The 15,986-nt window shown below is 41.1% G+C and carries 19 protein-coding genes; 1 reads left to right on the forward strand and 18 read right to left on the reverse strand.

The genetic code is table 11. The annotated features are described in order from the left end of the window. Position 1: 1 nt before the first annotated feature. The 4 genes from bshB1 to C5695_RS11235 are packed head-to-tail and all read right to left on the reverse strand — an operon-like array spanning position 2 to position 2,274. The gene (gene bshB1 / locus C5695_RS11220) at positions 2-706 is read right to left on the reverse strand and encodes a bacillithiol biosynthesis deacetylase BshB1 (RefSeq protein WP_117730805.1); all 705 of its coding nucleotides are present in this window, start codon (positions 704-706) and stop codon (positions 2-4) included. Then, positions 693-1,112, reverse strand: coding sequence for a methylglyoxal synthase (gene mgsA / locus C5695_RS11225; protein ID WP_012010363.1), 420 nt, complete (start codon positions 1,110-1,112; stop codon positions 693-695). Before mgsA ends, bshB1 begins: the two co-directional genes overlap by 14 nt. Before the next feature lie 17 nt (positions 1,113-1,129). Further along, positions 1,130-1,933 (reverse strand): 4-hydroxy-tetrahydrodipicolinate reductase, encoded by an 804-nt coding sequence (gene dapB / locus C5695_RS11230; RefSeq protein ID WP_117730806.1) that lies wholly within the window; start codon positions 1,931-1,933, stop codon positions 1,130-1,132. A 5-nt stretch (positions 1,934-1,938) separates the two neighbouring features. Beyond that, positions 1,939-2,274 (reverse strand): nucleotide pyrophosphohydrolase, encoded by a 336-nt coding sequence (locus C5695_RS11235; protein ID WP_003215805.1) that lies wholly within the window; start codon positions 2,272-2,274, stop codon positions 1,939-1,941. Between the two features lie 137 nt (positions 2,275-2,411). Here C5695_RS11235 and C5695_RS11240 point away from each other — a divergent pair, with 137 nt between their 5' ends. Further along, on the forward strand, positions 2,412-3,284 hold the full coding sequence (locus C5695_RS11240; protein ID WP_117730807.1) for a YitT family protein: 873 nt from the start codon (positions 2,412-2,414) through the stop codon (positions 3,282-3,284). A gap of 31 nt (positions 3,285-3,315) precedes the next feature. Here the strand turns inward: C5695_RS11240 and ypjB are convergent, their stop codons facing one another. The 14 genes from ypjB to C5695_RS11310 all read right to left on the reverse strand — a co-directional run bounded on the left by ypjB (position 3,316) and on the right by C5695_RS11310 (position 15,981). Further along, on the reverse strand, positions 3,316-4,122 hold the full coding sequence (gene ypjB / locus C5695_RS11245; RefSeq protein ID WP_117730808.1) for a sporulation protein YpjB: 807 nt from the start codon (positions 4,120-4,122) through the stop codon (positions 3,316-3,318). 65 nt (positions 4,123-4,187) lie between these two features. Further along, a complete protein-coding gene (locus C5695_RS11250; protein WP_117730809.1) occupies positions 4,188-4,781 on the reverse strand; it encodes a lipoprotein heptaprenylglyceryl N-acetyltransferase LhaT in 594 nt (197 codons plus the stop codon). Between the two features lie 100 nt (positions 4,782-4,881). Next, positions 4,882-5,649, reverse strand: coding sequence for a menaquinol-cytochrome c reductase cytochrome b/c subunit (locus tag C5695_RS11255; protein ID WP_117730810.1), 768 nt, complete (start codon positions 5,647-5,649; stop codon positions 4,882-4,884). A 42-nt stretch (positions 5,650-5,691) separates the two neighbouring features. Then, a complete protein-coding gene (gene qcrB / locus C5695_RS11260) occupies positions 5,692-6,366 on the reverse strand; it encodes a menaquinol-cytochrome c reductase cytochrome b subunit (protein WP_003215804.1) in 675 nt (224 codons plus the stop codon). Positions 6,367-6,368: 2 nt separating this feature from the next. After that, a complete protein-coding gene (locus tag C5695_RS11265; RefSeq protein WP_007500911.1) occupies positions 6,369-6,875 on the reverse strand; it encodes a ubiquinol-cytochrome c reductase iron-sulfur subunit in 507 nt (168 codons plus the stop codon). Positions 6,876-7,018: 143 nt separating this feature from the next. After that, entirely contained in the window at positions 7,019-7,465 is a 447-nt protein-coding gene (locus tag C5695_RS11270; RefSeq protein WP_117730811.1) for a YpiF family protein, read from the reverse strand. Between the two features lie 61 nt (positions 7,466-7,526). After that, on the reverse strand, positions 7,527-8,066 hold the full coding sequence (locus C5695_RS11275; RefSeq protein WP_008344562.1) for a ReoY family proteolytic degradation factor: 540 nt from the start codon (positions 8,064-8,066) through the stop codon (positions 7,527-7,529). Between the two features lie 76 nt (positions 8,067-8,142). Further along, positions 8,143-9,414, reverse strand: coding sequence for a tetratricopeptide repeat protein (locus C5695_RS11280; RefSeq protein WP_117730812.1), 1,272 nt, complete (start codon positions 9,412-9,414; stop codon positions 8,143-8,145). Between the two features lie 290 nt (positions 9,415-9,704). After that, positions 9,705-10,991, reverse strand: a complete 1,287-nt coding sequence (gene aroA, locus C5695_RS11285; RefSeq protein ID WP_117730813.1) for a 3-phosphoshikimate 1-carboxyvinyltransferase — start codon at positions 10,989-10,991, stop codon at positions 9,705-9,707. Positions 10,992-11,001: 10 nt separating this feature from the next. Further along, positions 11,002-12,117, reverse strand: a complete 1,116-nt coding sequence (locus tag C5695_RS11290; RefSeq protein ID WP_117730814.1) for a prephenate dehydrogenase — start codon at positions 12,115-12,117, stop codon at positions 11,002-11,004. A gap of 115 nt (positions 12,118-12,232) precedes the next feature. Then, a complete protein-coding gene (gene hisC, locus C5695_RS11295; protein WP_117730815.1) occupies positions 12,233-13,330 on the reverse strand; it encodes a histidinol-phosphate transaminase in 1,098 nt (365 codons plus the stop codon). Positions 13,331-13,341: 11 nt separating this feature from the next. After that, positions 13,342-14,145 (reverse strand): tryptophan synthase subunit alpha, encoded by an 804-nt coding sequence (gene trpA / locus C5695_RS11300; protein ID WP_117730816.1) that lies wholly within the window; start codon positions 14,143-14,145, stop codon positions 13,342-13,344. After that, a complete protein-coding gene (gene trpB / locus C5695_RS11305) occupies positions 14,142-15,341 on the reverse strand; it encodes a tryptophan synthase subunit beta (RefSeq protein ID WP_117730817.1) in 1,200 nt (399 codons plus the stop codon). The genes trpA and trpB overlap by 4 nt, the downstream gene beginning before the upstream one ends. After that, on the reverse strand, positions 15,322-15,981 hold the full coding sequence (locus tag C5695_RS11310) for a phosphoribosylanthranilate isomerase (protein ID WP_117730818.1): 660 nt from the start codon (positions 15,979-15,981) through the stop codon (positions 15,322-15,324). The genes trpB and C5695_RS11310 overlap by 20 nt, the downstream gene beginning before the upstream one ends. Positions 15,982-15,986 lie beyond the last annotated feature (5 nt).

Here is a 15,986-nt window from a genome sequence, read left to right on the forward strand (position 1 = left end):
ATTACCCCCCAAGTAAGTCGTCATCTATCAAAAGTGGTTTCTTTGTCATAAACCCTTCTGCATAAGCTTTATTGACTTCCCTTCCATACATAGACTCTCTCATTTTGACAAAATCGATATAACCGTTCACAAGAGGTGTCTCTACTGAATTCGCCGATTTCACAAACTGGCTTTTATACGCATGCAAGCTATCAATCTTTTGGTGCATCTCCTCAGAAATATCGATCACAAAATCTGGACGATGATGGCCGTTAATCATGTAATAATACATCTGGCTTATTTTATGCGCCGGCTGCTTGTATGAATCTTCAAATTTATGTATACCTGCCGAAAAAGCAGCCTCTTCTACAAGTGAGCCCGCATGACCATGATCTGGATGCCGATCTAGGTGATGCGGAGCAAAAATCAGTTTCGGTTTGTATGTACGAATCACGCCCACAATGTCCTTCATTGCTTCATCATTAAAATAAAGCCCTCTGTCTGGCAATGTGAGCTGGATTCGCGTTGTCACTCCTAAAATGGCAGCGGCGGCTTTTGCTTCCTCTTTACGGCTCTCGATTGTTCCATTCGAAGATAATTCAGCCTGAGTCAAGTCGCAAATCCCGACACGCGCCCCTTTTTTCACATATTTTGCAATCGTTCCACCCATTCCGATTTCTACATCATCGCTATGGGCACCGAATGCAAGGATATCAAGTCGTTTCATTAGTTCCTCCGTTTTTTGCTACATCTCGAAAATCAAACGTACCTTTATTTAAATTCCTGACTAAAATTTCAGCCGTCCCCATATTGGTGGCTAGTGGAATGGTATACACATCACAAAGCCGAATGAGTGCAGATACATCCGGTTCATGCGGCTGCGCGGTAAGCGGGTCTCTAAAAAAGAGAACAAGATCCATTGCATTATCAGCAATTAAAGCACCGATCTGCTGATCTCCTCCGAGTGGCCCTGACTGAAAACGATGAATGGGAAGCCCCGTCGCTTCTTTCACTCTCAAACCTGTTGTCCCTGTTGCGTAAAGTGTATGATCTGCTAATATATCGCGGTACGCAATGGCAAATTGGATCATGTCACTTTTTTTCTTATCGTGAGCGATTAAAGCAATGTTCATCAGGTATCCACTCCTTATTAGTCGATGATATTTTCTAATCCATAGACAAGCTGATCAATGTGCATGACCTGTTCAACTGAAAGCTTTACACCTGACATAAATGATGCACGGTTATAAGAATCATGACGAATGGTGAGCGTCTGTCCGTCCATTCCAAACAGTACTTCTTGATGAGCAATCATCCCTGGAAGTCTTACGCTGTGGAGACGAATGCCGTCATAATCTGCGCCACGTGCACCTTCGATTAATTCTTTCTCTTCTGGATGCCCCTGCTTTTTGCTTTCTCTGACTTCTGCAATCATTTCAGCTGTTTTAAGCCCAGTACCGCTCGGAGCATCTAATTTTTTATCATGGTGAAGTTCAATGATTTCAACGTCAGGAAAGTAATTCGCTGCCATTTTGGCAAACTTCATCATCAAGACCGCACCGACAGCAAAGTTTGGTGCAATAATACATCCTATGCCTTTTTCTTCTGTTAATTGCTGAAGCTCTTTCAGGTCAGCTTCAGAAAATCCAGTCGTTCCTACGACTGGACGGACGCCATGTTCAAGTGCCTTTTTTGTATGTACTTTTCCGATTTCAGGTGTCGTCAGATCAATTAATACATCAGGTGCTGTCTCTGAAAGACACACATCAATATCTGTATAAATTGGCGCATCAGATGTCGTATGAATGACATCTGATAATTTTTTTCCTTCGTGCGCGTGATCAATGGCTGCCACAAGCTCAAAATGGCTCGTTTCTTCTGCCAGCTTCACAGCCTCTATTCCCATTCTTCCTCTTGCTCCAGCGATTACTACTTTGATGGTTTGGTTCGTCATCGTCTCTACTTCCCTTCTTTTTTCGTCCAGCGGTCTTTGTCTCTTGTATTGAATTTATGCATCACACGATCATGTGCTTCTTCTAGTGAAATATCGAGTGAATTAGCGAGGCATGTTAATACAAACAAAACGTCGCCAATTTCTTCTTCCATGCTTTTTTCTGTTTCCGTTGTTTTCTTCGGCTTTTCACCATAGTAATGGTTAACCTCTCTTGCCAGCTCACCTAATTCTTCAGTTAGACGGGCCATCATGGCAAGCGGGCTGAAATAACCTTCTTTAAATTGTCCTATGTAATCATCTACTTCTTGCTGCACGTGACGCAGCGTTTTTTCATTCGTCATGAAGCTCATCCTCCTATCCATCTCTTACATGTTAGCGAAATCATAAATATTTGACAAATGTTTAAAACTCAGTTTGCTTGTTTCTCTCCCATACCATATAATATTATCGCTGTCTAAGCAAAAAAAGGAGTGATCTTTTGCTAAAAGAAATTCGTCTTAAAAATATCGTATTTATTTTAATAGGATCTGCGATTTTTTCTTTCGGCCTTGTCCATTTTAATATGCAAAACAACTTGTCGGAAGGCGGATTTACAGGTATCACACTGCTTTTATATTTTCTATTTCACATTGACCCGTCTATTTCAAACCTTGTTTTAAACATTCCGATCTTTTTTATCGGCTGGAAAATGCTTGGCAGAACCATGTTTACATATACAATTGTAGGAACCGTCAGTCTTTCTATCTTTCTCGCCATCTTCCAGCGCTTTCAAATACATATGCCTCTTCAGCACGATTTAGCTTTAGCCGCACTCTTTGCTGGTGTGTTTATCGGAACAGGCCTCGGAATTATCTTTAAGTTTGGGGGTACAACCGGCGGCGTGGACATCATCGCAAGACTCATCAACAAGCATTATCATGTGGCCATGGGACGAACCATGTTCATCTTCGACGCATGCGTCATTACGATTTCACTTACTTATTTAAATTACAAAGAAGCCATGTATACACTCGTCGCAGTATTTGTTGCTGCGAAGGTCATTGACTTCATGCAAGAAGGCGCTTACGCAGCCAAAGGAGCGATGATTATTTCTGAAAAGGATGACATCATTCAAAAGAAAATCACGGAGGAAATGGAGCGCGGTGTGACCATTTTAAAAGGGGTGGGTTCCTATACAAAACAGGAGCGCAATGTCCTTTATTGCGTCGTCCCTAAAAACGAGCTTGTCCATCTCAAAAGCGTCGTGACCTCAGTCGATCCTCATGCGTTTGTCTCCGTCAGTGACGTACACGATGTACTCGGTGAAGGTTTCACATTAGATGAACAAAAAAAGCCTCTTAATCCGTATTAAAAAAAGAAGCCCATAAATGGTGCTTCTTTTTTTACGATTTCGGATAATCAGCTTGGCGCTTTTGTTTCTTTTCTTTTTCAGCACGGTATTTCCGAAATCCAACATAGGTTAACGTTAATAAAATGATACTCCCTGTTGTTAAAATAACCCATAAAAGCGATGGATCTGCTTCATCTTGATCGACATGGGCAAACACACTCGATAAATCCTCCTCAAGCTTCGTGAGACGCTCAAGCTTTGTCCCACTCGATGCTTTTAAAAATTCACCTTGCTCAATCACTGCCATATGCTGCTTAATCATTTGCAGCTTTTCAGGCGAAACATCAATGGTCAAACTCGGGTATATCATATCGTATAAAGAAACCAGCTCATTCCAAGCTTCATAAAACGTCGTTGATTCTGGGTCCTTCACTTCTTTTTTCAAAGTAGGAAAAGACCCCATAATAGGCTTCTCCAGCGAACCCCAGAGAGGTTCAGAATCCGATTGAATCGCATCGATCAGCATTCTAAATTGAGAAGCATAACGAAGCTTTTCGCGCTCAGTCAATTCTTCCTGCGGCAGCCCTTTTATGATATCTTGATAGCCAAGTGTAATTTGCCGAACCTGAGTATTCGTCAGAGTTCCACGCCAATTCTCAGCTTTAAATGTCTTTTCAACATACAATGCGACCTGTAACGCCTCATCATATTTAGCTTGTCTCGTTAATTGAAAGATTGAATCTGAAAGTTCCGTTAATTCTTGCAGCGCATTATCGGCCGCTTCCTCGGCTTTGGCAACAGCAGCATGCTGTAATACGAGAAAAAATAATAGAATCATCGCGATTGGCTTTCGTTTCATGCAAGTCCCTCCTAGCCCTTCTCCATACAGCGTATGAAGAAAAGGACAAGGTTAGACCAATATTGTTAAGGGAGTTCAAGCTTGACCGATTTTTTCGATAGGACGAGATAATACGAAACAAGAAGAACCGCGATACTTAACCAAAACGTCGCATAGCCGATCTCATTTGAATAGGCAGACAGCATAGAATAACGTGGCATCATACCAAATACATAATCTATCACGTCGTTATGTAAAATCCATATGCCCGCTACAACCAAATGACGCATTTGAAAACGATAATACGGAGCAAATAATACGGCTTGAACGGCCATCGCAAAGTGAGACCCAATCAGCATGTATCCTTCCCACGGAAAACTATCCACAGATACAAGCACAAAGATATTCATTCCTACAGCCCATAGCCCGTATTTGATCAAGGTGACAAGGGCAAGGGCTTCAAAATAAGGCGCATGTCGTTTCATCAAAAACGCAAGTAGTACAAATAAAAAGAAAAAGCTTGCCGTTGGACTGTCTGGAACAAAAGCTAAAAAGATAGCCGGCGTCTCTACAAGCTGCGGAATATACCAATAGTAGCCGTACACAGTGCCAAGGAAATTGATCATCAAAACTAGCGCAAGCATGTAGCGCGTGGCTAGCAGATATTGAATCCATCTCATATGTCTCTTCACTCACGATCTGTTAAAATCAGAAAAAAGCTGACAGCGCCAGCTTTTTCTCTTTTGAGTATATCCTTGTACTTGCATTTAAACAACTGAATTATTTAGATTTGACCTCAGATAAATATTTAGAAAGCTTTTCAAGTTCTTCATCGCTGCCTTTAAAGATGCCCTTAGGCATGTTACCTTTTCCTTCAACAGCGATTTTAGCGATCTCCTCAGGCGCAAGACCGTTATCAACAAGTGACGGTCCAGCTGCTCCGCCCTGCATGTTGTCCCCATGACAGGAGATACATGTCTGCTCTTGATAAATTTTATACTCTTCCGCTGAGGTATCAATCTCTGCTTCTTTCTTAATTTCACCTTGTTTCGCCGCTGCTTCCCAATCATGAGTAGCAACAGACTCCCACGTTAAATATGTTGCTGCACCGACTGCAAGGATCATCATCCCCACTGCAACCGGTCTTCTATAAGGTCTGCGTTCAGGACCTGAATCAAGAAATGGCGCAAGCAAAAGTGCACCAAACGCAATTCCAGGCATAATCATCGCGCCAACTACTGTATAGCTTCCTGCAGCAAATTCATATTTTAATAACTGGTACAAAAATAGGAAATACCAGTCTGGCAGCGGAATATAGCCAGTATCTGTTGGATCAGCCATCCGCTCAAGCGGAGGTGCATGAACCACAGTTAGGACAAGAAATCCAATTAAAAAAACGGCACCTACAAGCCATTCCTTTAAAAGAAAGTTCGGCCAAAAGGCTTCTGTTTTTCCCGGATATTCGGAATAGTCTTTAGGTATATTAGGTTTTCTTTCTGCCGGAACTCTCGAGTCTCCGACAAACTTCATCCCTTTTCCCCTATGCAAAGTCATCCCCTCCTCATTGAACATTCATCAAACGCAACTTTTTTATAGCGGTCCAGAAATTCCTTGCTTACGAATCATAATAAAGTGGGCAGCCATCAGCCCAAATAATGCCGCTGGCAAGAAAAAGACATGGATAGCAAAAAATCTCGTCAGCGTTTGTGCCCCTACAATGTCAGGATGACCTGCAAGCAGCGTTTTGATCTCTTTTCCAATGAAAGGTGTCGCTTCTGCAATTTGAAGACCAACCTTCGTCGCAAATAGCGCCTTCATATCCCATGGTAAGAGATAACCTGTAAAACCAAGTCCAAGCATCACAAAGAAAATGAGCACACCAACAATCCAGTTGAGCTCTCTAGGCTTTTTATACGCCCCTTGGAAAAAGACCCTTAGCGTATGTAAAAACATCATGACAATAACTAAACTCGCACCCCAATGGTGCATTCCTCTGACAATCTGGCCAAACGCCACTTCATTTTGCAAGTAATAGACAGATTCCCAGGCATTTTTAATATCCGGCACATAATACATCGTTAAAAACATGCCCGAAAGGACCTGAATGACTGTCACAAAAAACGTTAAACCACCAAAACAATACACAAAAGCGGAGAAATGATGCGCTGGATTGACGTGCTCTGGCACCTCATGATCCGCAATATCTCTCCATATTGGTGTAATGTCTAGCCGCTCATCTACCCAATCATAAATCTTGTTAAGCATCGTTACCCTTCCCCTTTCGGCACAGCTTTTCCAAGATAGAGGTATCCGTCCTTCACTTGCTGCTTATAATGGTCAAGCGGTGCAAGTGGCGGAGTTCCGGGTACGTTTGTACCATCCTTGTCGTACAGGCCATAGTGGCATGGGCAGAAAAATTTGTTTGGATTTTTCGGATCGCTGTTCCAGTTCACTGTACATCCTAAATGTTTACAGATTGGCGATAAAGCGACAATTTCATCCCCTTCTTTGTACACCCATGCTGACCTAGATTCCTTTGACTCATACCATGCATCTACTTGATCAATTTTAAAGTCAAAGCGCTTCGGTTCCTTTGTCAGTTCATCTACACTGACAACTTGAACCATATCCTGATCCTCTGTTCCTTTTAGCACAGGGTCAAGCGCAAAGCGAACCATAGGCATGAGCATTCCAGCGGCCATAAATCCCCCCACGCCGGTCAACGTGTAATTCAAAAATTGACGCCTGGACACTCCATGTCTCTTCTCGCTCATTTTTTTCTCCCCCCTCAGGTCGTCAGCTACTTTATAACTGAATTAGAAAAAATTTCATAAAACTAGGACACCCTCATAATATATCAATCTATTCACAAGGTCAACAGCCTAAAAAGCTATGTACAATGCAAATGTAAGGGTTTTTATGAAGGATTCCACTTTTGTAACAAAAAGTTCAAAATTTGTTCTACACTGTCTTGAATAATTTTTTGCTTTAATTCAACTTTTAAATGCTCAAGCGGAACCGGCTTTAATAAAAATAGTGACTCACTTATCGCCACGTACTCTTTCCAATCGTGATCAGATGTGATCAACACGACATGCTGAAATTGATTTTCAAGCGACTGCTTCATTGTGAAGACGTCTTCTTGTTTTCGATCATTGATTTCTACATATGTATGTGTCGGAAAAAGAAAAACCCGCCCTTTCAGCTGCCTTTCAAGTTCCTCTGCTACAAGAATGGTAAACTCACCTAAAGACACGGTTTGTTTGATTTGCTCTGCATCTATTCCAACTAATGGAATGATAGCGGTATCAATGTAATCTTTAGATTGCAAAAAACGATCCGCATCCTCCGCATGAAACTTCATGGATTTCCCCTCTTTCATGACATAAGCCCTGCCTGTATAGGGCAAGGCTTATTCGTTCAGTTTATGACAATAGGCTTAATTCCTTTGCTAACTTATTAAATGTTTCTTGATCGTGACGGTCAAGAGCTTCATCTATCTCTTTCATAAGCCGTTCTTTTTGGAAGGTTGCGATTGAGTGTTCAAGCACTTTCTCCGCAAGATCCTTATCTTTTTCGTTCTCATAAAGATCCTTTGGAATATGAGGATTTGTTTCAAGAACAGCTGCATATTCCGGTGAACGATAAGCAGAACGGAAATTCAATTGAATAAACAAATCTTGCTGTTTATTCAAACGAATATCATGAAATGACTTTTCAGCATCTGTCGTCATAATGTTTTCTTTATAAAATCTAAAGGGAACTTCATCCACACAGTGTGTTGACATAATGATTCCCCTTGGACAAAATTCTGCTTGCTCTACAAAATGAACCTTTTCCATCAAAGAGTCGTGACTCATTAAATAATTTAATATCCAAACACACTCTCTTCGTTTTAGCTGATAATGGTTTAAGAACCACCGGATAAATTCCTTCTTTTCATTGACAGAAACAGGGGTCTGCATGTTATTCCCTCCTCTATCGTAAAATTAAATTGCTATACATGAAATATTCAACAAACCAGTTCTTCATTCCTGCAAACTATAAGGAAATTTCGTCTTCAATTCTTAAAATCGTTTCTTCGATTTCTTCATTCGTGCCATCTTTCTCAAGAACTTTTCGTAATAGCGGCAATGCTTCTTTTTGTCTGCCTTCTTCTAAAAGGAATGACGCGTACTCATATAAAAAGTCACGTTCCTCATCAAAATCAGGCAGAGCTAGCTTGAAATACTCGGCTGCTTCTTTGTATTCCTCTCGTCCAACAGAAGCAGATGCAGCATACCAATTCCATTTTGGATCATCTTCCCCAAAGCTTTTAACCTCTTTAATGACATCCAAGATTTCATCATAAAGCTCTTCATTTAAATAGATCGCAAGCAATGTTTGGACTGCTTCAATATAACCTGGATCAAGAGCAAGTGCTTCTTGAAGCAGCTTTTTCGCATCTTCTGAGTCCCCATTTTTCAAATCGATCTTTGCACCATATAAATATAACTCTTTGTTATACTCATCAACTTTTATACCCTCTTTTACGACCTCTAATGCCTCGTGATATAGTCCTTCTTCCTCATAACTTTTCGCTAAAGGCATATAAAGAGACGAATAAGATGGATCAATATCTTTTAGTTCTGAAAGCTGCTGTATAGCAGTTTTTGTTCTTCCAGCCCTCATCGCTGTAAATCCGTAGCCAAAAAGTGTATTAGGGTCTGTTTGATCTTTTACTGCCTTTTCGTACCATTCAAGCGCATCCTCAAATTCTCCAGCGGTACTGAGTGATTCAGCAAGCCGCTGATAGACATTGATGCCGCCAACCTCATGTTGTTGATCTGCGACTTTATAGAAGTAGTCAGTCGCTTTCTTTGAAAGACCTTGTGAAAAATACAATTCACCTAATGCAAAATCAATTATCGCTTCATTCGGAAGCAACTCTTTCGCTTTTAAGAGCTTTTGTTCACTGACTTCAAATAGTCCTTGCATTTGATACAAATCTGCCATTAACAACAAACTCTCTGGATATGCATCATCATCTTCAGGAATCGTTTCTAATACGGAAATCGCCTTTTCTTCTTCATCAGAGTCAATCAGTAGCTCTGCATAAAAACATGTTAACCCTGTTTCCTCTGGATATAACTCATGTAAATCACTGATAAGATTCCGAGCTTTATCGATATCTCCCCAATCATAATATAACTGAGCTGCCTGCGCCTTTTCTTCATCGTGCAAATGCTTCTCTGCTCGAGCAAGTGTTTGGAGTCCTTTTTCAGTCTCACCTGCCTCAACTAATTTTATGGCTTCTTGTAATGAACTATTCAAATCAAACCGTTCCTTTCTGTTTCCAAAAACCTAAACTATTGTTACTTCATATCATAATCGACAGGTACTCATCCAGCAAATATGTTGCTCTTTTAAAATGAACCCATTTTTGTGTTTTAAAGACTGTTTTTCATCTCATCCTTTACGAAACGGTAGTTTTGTAAACTGGAATCACCCGAAAATCATTTTTCCATCGAACAAAATGATTTTTTTCAAGGTTTCACTTTGAGACAAGCTATGCTATATTTCTTACAAATATGCATAAGGAACGAAAAAGCCTGAGGACATCCTCAGACTGTTTTTGTTAAGTATTCAATGTGTTCAAAGAAATTCGGATATGAAACGCGAACAGCATCTGTATCTTCAATCTCAATGGCTTGTTTTGTAATGCATGCGGCTATCCCAAGCATCATACCGATTCGGTGGTCTCCGTAGCTTGACACGACTGCGCCGCCCTGAAGCGTGGTTTTACCATGAATTTTCATACCATCAGCTGTTGCTTCAATATCAGCGCCGAGTTTTTTAAGTTCTGACACGACTGTATCAATTCGATTGGTCTCTTTTACTTTTAATTCAGCAGCATCTTTAATGATCGTTGTTCCTTCTGCTTTTGTCGCAAGAAGCGCTATAATCGGAATCTCGTCGATAAGTCTTGAAATCATGTCACCAGAAATTTCAATCCCTTTTAATGAAGAAGTAGAAATCGTTAAATCACCATAAGGTTCTCCGCCTTTTGCATCTACTTCGTTGATCTCAAGATTCGCCCCCATTTGTTTCAGGACATCAATAATACCCGTTCTTGTTTTGTTTAGCCCGACATTTTTTAAAACAATGCGGCTGTTAGGAACAATGGATCCAGCCACAAGGAAAAACGCAGCTGAAGAGATGTCTCCAGGAACAAATATATCTGTTGCTTTTAATGTTTGCCCGCCGTCAATGGAAACACTCTTTTCATCTTCATCTAGTTTTACTCCAAACATGGAGAGCATTCTTTCTGTATGATCTCTTGATTTATGCGGTTCCGTTAACGTTGTTGTTCCCTCTGCTTGAAGCCCTGCTAGAAGGACAGCGGACTTAATTTGGGCACTTGCCACTGGAGACTCATAAGAAACGCCTTTTAAATGACCGCCACGGATAGATAGTGGCGTATACTCACCGTTTGCTCTGCCATCTATCTTCGCCCCAAGTTGTTTGAGTGGGCCTGTCACTCGTTTCATTGGTCTTTTAGCAATACTTTCATCACCGATCAATGTACTGTGAAACTCACAACCAGCTAAGATTCCCATCATTAATCGAATGGTTGTACCAGAATTCCCGACATCGAGGACGTCAGACGGCTCCTTTAGCTCTTTTAGTCCCTTACCATGAATCACAACATCTGTCTCTTTTTGTTCAATTTCAACGCCCATCTTTCTAAAGCAATCAATCGTACTTAAACAATCAGCTCCAGGAAGAAAATTTTTCACCACTGTAGTTCCATCAGCAATAGCACCGAACATCACTGATCTATGAGAAATAGATTTATCACCTGGAATATGAATGACTCCATTCATAGGAGCATGTTTATGAATTTTCATGTATGTCACCTCAGTCAGCATAAAATGTATCGTAATTCGCTCTATTTTTTATACAGATCTCCGCTCGCTTACGGTCGTCATCTGTTTGAAAACTAATGCGCAAAATCCCGTTAATGTCTTCTCTCGTTTCAATAATACGGATATTCGTAATACTGATATTCTCACTTGCTAAATGTCCTGTAATCTCCGAGATGACCCCAGGATGATCTGGAACATCCACATAAAGATCATAAAAAGCAGGAATGGCACCTTTTTTCCTTAGAGGAAGTCCATCTCGATATTCTTTTGCTTCTTGAAAATATGAGAACAATTCTTCAGCGTCTTCTTGCTGTACAAAGGTCTCAATGCGCTCAATCTCTTTTTTCCATTCATGGAAACGGTCTAAAATTTTGTTTTTATTGTGTAGAAGGATATCTCGCCACATTGCAGGATTGCTTGAAGCAATTCTTGTAATGTCACGAAAGCCTCCAGCAGCAAACCGTTTAACGAGCGGGAACTGCTCTTCAAAATGATGTGCTTGATGCACAAGGCTGGCTGCTACAATATGTGGAAAATGACTAATCACACTTGTTACAGCATCGTGTTCTTCTGGGGTCATCTCAATGAAATGAGCATTTGTCCCCTTTAACAAGTCCTTCAAATCATCAACCGCTTGGCGGTTTGTTTCCTTTGCCGGCGTTAAAATGTAGAACGCATTTTCAAATAAAAAGTCTTTCGCTGCAATGACACCTGACTTATGAGAGCCAGCCATTGGATGTCCACCAATAAATTGATAATGCTTAGGGAGGGTTTTTTCAGCAAAATGGACGACCTTTTGCTTTGTGCTACCAACATCGGTAATTGTGAGCTCTCTCTCAATCCCAGAGTCTGCAATATCGCTAAGCATCTTCACTGTTTGCTGAACTGGTGTTGCCAAAATAATAGTCGCAGATTCTTCCAGACCTGCCGTAAATGAATCTGCTGCTAAATCAATGATACCTAGCTTTGTTGCAGCAACCATTTGTTCTTTGGATACATCGTATCCGACAATTTTTTTATGGGGATACTTTTTTTTAATCGACAGTGCGATGGAACCTCCAATTAAACCGAGTCCAGCGATTAATATTGTTTCGTTTGCATCATTCATGTTCATCACCTGTTTTTTCGCGAAAATTAAAAAAGTTATTACAACAGCTTATATGTATGTGAGGTTGCTACAATGAAAGCCATATCCTGCCTTAGGATATGACTTTATGGTTATGCTACGCACGAATGCCTTGCAATAAATCGGCAAGAGTGCTTAGAATTTCTGCATTTTGTTCCTTTGTTCCGACCGTAATACGCAAAGAAGTTGGAAAACCAAGTGCTTTACCAGAACGAACAATATAGCCTTTTTTCAATAATGCATTGAACAATTCATCTGCATCTCTTTTAAAATCAATCAGCACAAAGTTTGTTTGAGACGGATAAATAAATAGTCCAAAACGGTCGGCAAATTCTTGATATTGCTTGAGACCTTCTTCATTTTTCTGTCTACATGACCGAATGAAGTCCTGATCTTTGATCGCTGCACGAGCAGCCGCCTGAGCGATACGACTTGTATTAAACGGCTCTCTCGCTGGTTCAATGGCAGTAATCAACTCTTCCGACGCAATGCCATAGCCTACGCGAAGTGCTGCAAGTCCATACGCTTTAGAAAACGTACGAAGTATGATGACATTTTGGTAGGAGTGTAATAAAGATAGGCTGTTCGGAAAGTCTTCCGCACGAACGTATTCGAAATAAGCTTCATCTAGTACAACAAGCACATGAGCTGGTACTTGATCTAAAAACGCGACAAGCTCAGCTTCTGACAAATGATTGCCCGTCGGGTTATTTGGATTACATACCCAGACGACCTTCGTGTTTTCGTCAATTGCTTTCAGCATACTCTTCAGATCGTGAGCGCCTCCGTCTAAAAGCGGCACTTCTCGAATCTCTGCTTTCTCAATAACTGCATTGTGACGGTATTGCGGGAAAGATGGAGCTGGGATCACGGTATTTGTATGTTGGTCAAGGAATGCCCTAGCAATAATTTGCACAAGTTCATCTGAGCCATTCCCGAATATTAATTGTTTTTCATTTACTTGAAGAAACTCAGCAAGCTCCGTTCTCAAACTTGCGCTGTATCCATCTGGATAGATCGCTAAATGTTCAAGCTCAGCTTGTATCGCCTCTCTTGCATGTACGGAATATCCAAAAGGGTTTTCATTTGAAGCCAATTTCACAATTTTGTCTAATTGATATTCTTTTTTGACCTCTTCAATTGGTTTCCCAGGTTGATACGGTTTTAGTTGTTTTAATTGCTCTTTGATTTGCAAAATGTTTCACCTCATTTGAATGAATAGAGGGGGCTAAATGTTTTTGCATAGGTTTCAAATTCTCTTAAAGCATCTTGACGAGTATCATTTGCTAACAATTGTTCTTGAAGTTCTTCAATTTTTTTCACAAGGGCACTGCCTACAACGACACCGTCACTCAGTTTATTCATTGAGTTGACTTGTTCTCTTGTTGAGATGCCAAAACCGACCGCAACCGGTATGTGACTCAGCTGTTTCACTTGTTGAATAAAATCAGTAATGGATTCGTCAAAGGATTGTCTGACACCTGTCACACCAAGAGATGAAACACAATACACAAAACCTTCTGCCTGCTCTACAATTTTTACTAATCGTTCCTTGCTTGTTGGTGCAACGAGCGAAATATACGAGATGCCATATGTTTGACAGTTCTTTTGCAGCTCGCTACTCTCTTCAAACGGCAAGTCGGGTGTTAAGAGTCCCGAAATATGATTTTTGCGCAGTAAAGCGAAAAAGTATTCTGTGTCTAATTGTAACACAGGATTATAATACGTAAATAGTATTACAGGAATTTTCACACCGTTTTTTTTCATCTTCCCTGCTAATTCTATCGCTTTTACAATATTCATTCCATGATGTAGCGCTCTTTTGGAGGCTCTTTGAATGACAGGACCGTCCGCTAGCGGGTCGGAATACGGAACACCTAGTTCAATCGCATGTGCACCGGCTGCTTGAAGGGCGACAGCTAAATCAATCGTGATTTCTTCTGACGGATCTCCTGCCGTGATAAATGGAATGAATAATTTCTCGCCTTGCTCTAATTGAAATGTGATCATTTGGTTTCGCCCTCACTTTCTAGCACGTTCATTAATGTATGCACATCCTTATCTCCTCTTCCTGACAGGCAGACAAGGACGATGTCATCTTCACTCATTGTCCTGCTCATCTCAAACGCCTTGGCTAACGCATGTGCTGATTCAATCGCTGGCAGGATTCCTTCCTTTTCTGTCAGCAGCTTTAACGCATCCAGTGCTTCTTGATCTGTTGCACTCACATATTGAACCCGGCCGCTTGCATGTAAATATGCGTGCTCTGGTCCGATTCCCGGATAATCTAAACCAGCGGAGATAGAATAGGGCTCAATAATCTGTCCAAATTCGTCTTGAATTAAATAAGTTAATGATCCATGAATGACCCCTTTAGTCCCTTTTGTAATGGTCGCTGCATGTAGCGGCGTATCGATGCCTTTTCCAGCCGCTTCTACACCAATGATATCTACTTCTTCATCTAAAAACGCTCGGTACATTCCAATGGCATTACTCCCGCCGCCTACACAAGCCACGACTTTATGCGGAAGTCTGCCTTCTTTTTCAAGCATCTGCTCTTTTGCTTCATCACCAATCATCCGCTGGAACTCACTGACAATTTGAGGATATGGATGAGGACCTACTACTGAGCCAATCATATAAAAATGATCACTGCAATGCTGAACCCAATAACGAATCGCTTCATTGGTTGCATCTTTTAATGTGCCGTTCCCGCTTGTGACAGGTATCACTTCAGCTCCAAGAAGCTTCATTCGGAATACATTGAGTGATTGTCTTTCCACATCCTCTTTCCCCATAAATACTGTACATGATAACCCAAACTTAGCTGCCACCGTTGCAGCTGCTACTCCGTGCTGGCCAGCGCCTGTTTCCGCGATGATGTTTGATTTCCCCATTTTTTTCGCAAGCAGGGCCTGACCTAGTGCATTGTTAATTTTGTGAGCACCTGTATGGTTTAAATCTTCTCTTTTTAAATATATTTTTGCACCGCCAAGGAATGCTGATAATTGATCAGCATACGTCAACGCAGTCGGTCTGCCTGAATAGTTTTGCAAAAGAGAAAGATATTCTTGTTCAAAAGCGGGGTCTTCTTTTAATTCGTTAAATACTTCTTCAATTTCTTTGAGTGGCTGCATGAGCGTCTCAGGAACAAATTTCCCTCCAAATTCTCCATATCTGCCAAGCTCATTTGGATATGCGTACATTGTTTAACATCCTTTCTTCGAGCGCTTTGATCTTAGCGCTGCTTTTCTTCCCGTTTTCTTCTATGCCGCTTGAAAGATCGATCGCTGCTGGACCAAAGGCAAGGAGATCTGGCAGTGTTTCTGGTGTTATTCCTCCTGCAATGATGCAAGTTTTCCCTAATCTTTTTGCCTGCTGTTTGTAAACAGGTACCGCTTCCCATGTAAACGATGTGCCAGAACCGCCTCTCATCCCTTTTACTTTTGCATCAATGAGAAAGCCATCAACAAACGGTGCAAATGCTGTCATTTTATCGAGTGTTTCTTTTATGCTAGGCACGTGGTGGAAAACTTTCCACACAATCGCCCCTGTTTGTTGTTTTATTTCTTTTGCTTGATCTCGTGTTTCATCTCCATGTAGCTGCACGATATTTAAAGGAACCTGCTGTGTGATGTCACATACTTTTTGGATATTTTCATTTACAAAAACACCCGCAACCTCTTTCTCACACTGCGATTCGGTAAGCCATTGTTTCACTTGATCTGGATCGACTTGTCTTTTACTTGGAGCAAAAATGAATCCGATTGCATCTGCTTGAGATTGCGCAATGCATTCTACATCTTCTTGTGAAACCGCCCCGCAGTATTTTATAAAAGGCTTCATCGTAC

It is taken from the genome of Bacillus pumilus, assembly GCF_003431975.1.
GTDB lineage: Bacteria > Bacillota > Bacilli > Bacillales > Bacillaceae > Bacillus > Bacillus pumilus_N.